The 2748-nt window shown below is 51.8% G+C and carries 3 protein-coding genes; 1 reads left to right on the top strand and 2 read right to left on the bottom strand.

Annotated features, from left to right (window positions below):
* The first annotated feature begins 288 nt into the window (after positions 1 to 288).
* Positions 289 to 1704: a glutamate--tRNA ligase gene (gltX, locus tag ENTMO_RS0100585; protein ID WP_010426185.1), complete on the top strand. Its 1416-nt coding sequence runs from the start codon at positions 289 to 291 to the stop codon at positions 1702 to 1704.
* Between the two features lie 51 nt (positions 1705 to 1755).
* On the opposite strand, the gene ENTMO_RS0100580 is transcribed toward gltX, so the two are convergent.
* Both ENTMO_RS0100580 and ENTMO_RS0100575 read right to left on the bottom strand, forming a co-directional pair.
* Positions 1756 to 2142: a YfeC-like transcriptional regulator gene (locus ENTMO_RS0100580; protein WP_010426184.1), complete on the bottom strand. Its 387-nt coding sequence runs from the start codon at positions 2140 to 2142 to the stop codon at positions 1756 to 1758.
* Between the two features lies 1 nt (position 2143).
* Positions 2144 to 2506 carry a YfeC-like transcriptional regulator gene (locus tag ENTMO_RS0100575; protein ID WP_010426183.1) on the bottom strand — a complete coding sequence of 121 codons (363 nt, stop codon included), beginning with the start codon at positions 2504 to 2506 and terminating at the stop codon, positions 2144 to 2146.
* Positions 2507 to 2748: the final 242 nt, after the last annotated feature.

The raw sequence follows: 2748 nt of genomic DNA, 5'->3' as shown, positions 1-2748 counted from the left end.
GAGATGCTCTACCAACTGAGCTAATCACCCCCGCTGTGTGGAGTCGCATTATAGGGAGAGTTGAAAATGAGTCAACGCATTTTCTAAAGTTTTTATTCGTTCGTCGTAAAATTAGACAAAACGATCGCGAAACGGGCGATGGCGCATGATTTCTAAACAAAAACAGTAAACTCAGGCCCGATTCAGGGAACAACATTGAGGAATCGCCGCACAGTGATAGAATATTGCCCATTGTTTTTTCCCCAGGATTTGCCGATTGCCGGCATCTTTATAACGTAAGGCCATTTCATGAAAATCAAAACTCGCTTCGCGCCGAGCCCGACAGGCTATCTGCACGTCGGTGGTGCACGTACCGCTCTTTATTCCTGGCTTTTTGCACGCCACAACAAAGGTGAGTTCGTGCTGCGTATTGAAGACACCGATCTTGAGCGCTCCACGCCGGAAGCAATCGAAGCCATTATGGATGGTATGAACTGGCTGAATCTGGAATGGGACGAAGGCCCGTATTTCCAGACCAAACGTTTTGACCGCTATAACGCTGTCATTGATGAAATGCTGGTCGCGGGCACGGCGTATAAGTGCTATTGCTCCAAAGAGCGTCTGGATGCCTTGCGTGAAGAGCAGATGGCGAACGGCGACAAGCCGCGTTATGACGGTCGTTGCCGCCACGACCATAGTGAGCATGCGGCTGATGAGCCTTGCGTGGTGCGTTTTGCTAACCCGCAAGAGGGTTCTGTCATCTTTGATGACCAGATCCGTGGCCCGATTGAATTCAGCAACCAGGAGCTGGACGATCTGATCATTCGCCGTACCGACGGCTCACCAACCTACAACTTCTGTGTGGTGGTGGACGACTGGGATATGGAGATCACCCACGTTGTCCGTGGTGAAGACCATATCAACAACACGCCACGTCAAATCAACATCCTGAAGGCGCTGAATGCGCCCGTGCCAGTGTATGCACACGTGTCCATGATCAACGGTGACGACGGTAAAAAACTGTCTAAACGTCATGGTGCCGTAAGCGTGATGCAGTATCGCGACGACGGCTATCTGCCGGAAGCGCTGCTGAACTATCTGGTGCGTCTGGGCTGGGCCCACGGTGACCAGGAGATCTTCAGTCGCGAAGAGATGATCGAACTGTTCTCTCTGAACTCTGTGAGCAAATCAGCGAGCGCATTCAATACCGATAAGCTGCTGTGGCTGAACCATCATTACATCAATACCATGCAGCCAGAATATGTCGCGACGTATCTGCAGTGGCACATTGAGCAGGCGAATATCGATACCCGTACCGGTCCTGAACTGGCCGATCTGGTGAAACTGCTCGGTGAGCGTTGCAAAACGCTGAAAGAGATCGCCGAAAGCTGCCGTTACTTCTACGAAGAATTCGATGAGTTTGATGCCGACGCGGCGAAGAAACGCCTGCGTCCGGTTGCCCGCCAGCCGCTGGAAGTGGTGCGTGACAAAATCGCCGCTATCACGGAATGGACCGCGGAGAATGTGCATCACGCGATTCAGGCAACCGCAGATGAGCTTGAAGTCGGTATGGGCAAAGTGGGGATGCCGCTGCGCGTCGCCGTGACCGGTGCAGGCCAGTCTCCAGCGCTGGACGTTACCGTTCATGCAATTGGTAAGTCTCGTAGCGTGGCGCGTATCAATAAGGCACTGGGTTTTATTGCTGAGCGTGAAAGCCAGCAGTAATCAATCGTCAGTGAATCAAACGGCAGGGGAACCTGCCGTTTTTTTTGTCTGCTATTCAGCAATACCGAGACGTGAGAGAAATCCTTTTACCCCCTCGCGCTTCAGCAATATGAGAAGACGCTCCTGTTCAACCTGCGTCATGTTCTCCAGCGAGTCGATGATTTGTGGGAGCAGGGTAGACGATGACGGTATCCCATAAAGAGAGGGCGTTTCGGCCACCTGGTAAATCGCCTGCCGGTGACGGATGGCAGGAAGGCTAATAATATGTTCCTTCACTCGCGCATCGACATGGATCAGTCTTGCTCTTCCACCTTTTACGCCGTTAACACCCTCCGTCTTCCATCCCTTCTGGCGTATCCAGCGGTTAACGGTTTGCCTGGCGACGCCCAGACAGTCAGCCAGTTCATCCGTGGTCATTTTGCTGCGTAATCTTTTCATATTAGTTCTGATCGCGAATCCCTAAACGTTGCAACAATCCGGTAATCCCTTCCCGCAGTAACAGCGATGTCAGCTGCTTTTGCTCATCCGGCGTCATTTCATTTGCCAGTGTCAGAAGTAAAGTATGAAGTGAACCCTCGTAGCCAGCGCTGTCTGGCATTTCAGGCGTCTCAGACGCCCTGCGGGCACTGCGGATAAACTCCCGTACCTTTTCATTCACATGCACCAGACGCGCCTTACCACCCTGAACGCCTGGTTTTGGCGATGTAATCCAACCTTCTTTACGTACCCATTTATTGATGGTCTGACGGCTATAGCCAGTGAGCACGGCTAACTCTTCTGGCGTCATTCGTTCCTTGATCATGCAATTTCCTGAGTGTTCGTAGGGTTAATTAGTGGTTCATCTTATAGCACCGTTTTACGCGAAAACGTGACAGGCTTAACTCCTGACTGCGAGCAGGCTCGCAAAGTGATTCATTTGCATGATTTTTCAGCGATTGAAAGGTGGGGACTGATTTTGCCGTTGACACTCAGCGGCGGAATTCATATTATGCCGCCCGTCAACATGACAGCTTTACGACGGGGCTATAGCTCAGCTGGGAGAGC

The sequence above is a fragment of the Enterobacter mori LMG 25706 genome, assembly GCF_000211415.1.
In the GTDB taxonomy this organism is placed as follows: Bacteria; Pseudomonadota; Gammaproteobacteria; order Enterobacterales; family Enterobacteriaceae; genus Enterobacter; species Enterobacter mori.
This window is presented reverse-complemented; position numbering and strand designations above follow the sequence as displayed.

What these genes read in the sequence shown, in the direction of transcription:
- gltX (WP_010426185.1), top strand. Translation starts at nt 289, where the DNA reads ATGAAAATCAAAACTCGCTTCGCGCCGAGCCCGACAGGCTATCTGCAC.
- ENTMO_RS0100580 (WP_010426184.1), bottom strand. Translation starts at nt 2,142, where the DNA reads ATGAAAAGATTACGCAGCAAAATGACCACGGATGAACTGGCTGACTGT.
- ENTMO_RS0100575 (WP_010426183.1), bottom strand. Translation starts at nt 2,506, where the DNA reads ATGATCAAGGAACGAATGACGCCAGAAGAGTTAGCCGTGCTCACTGGC.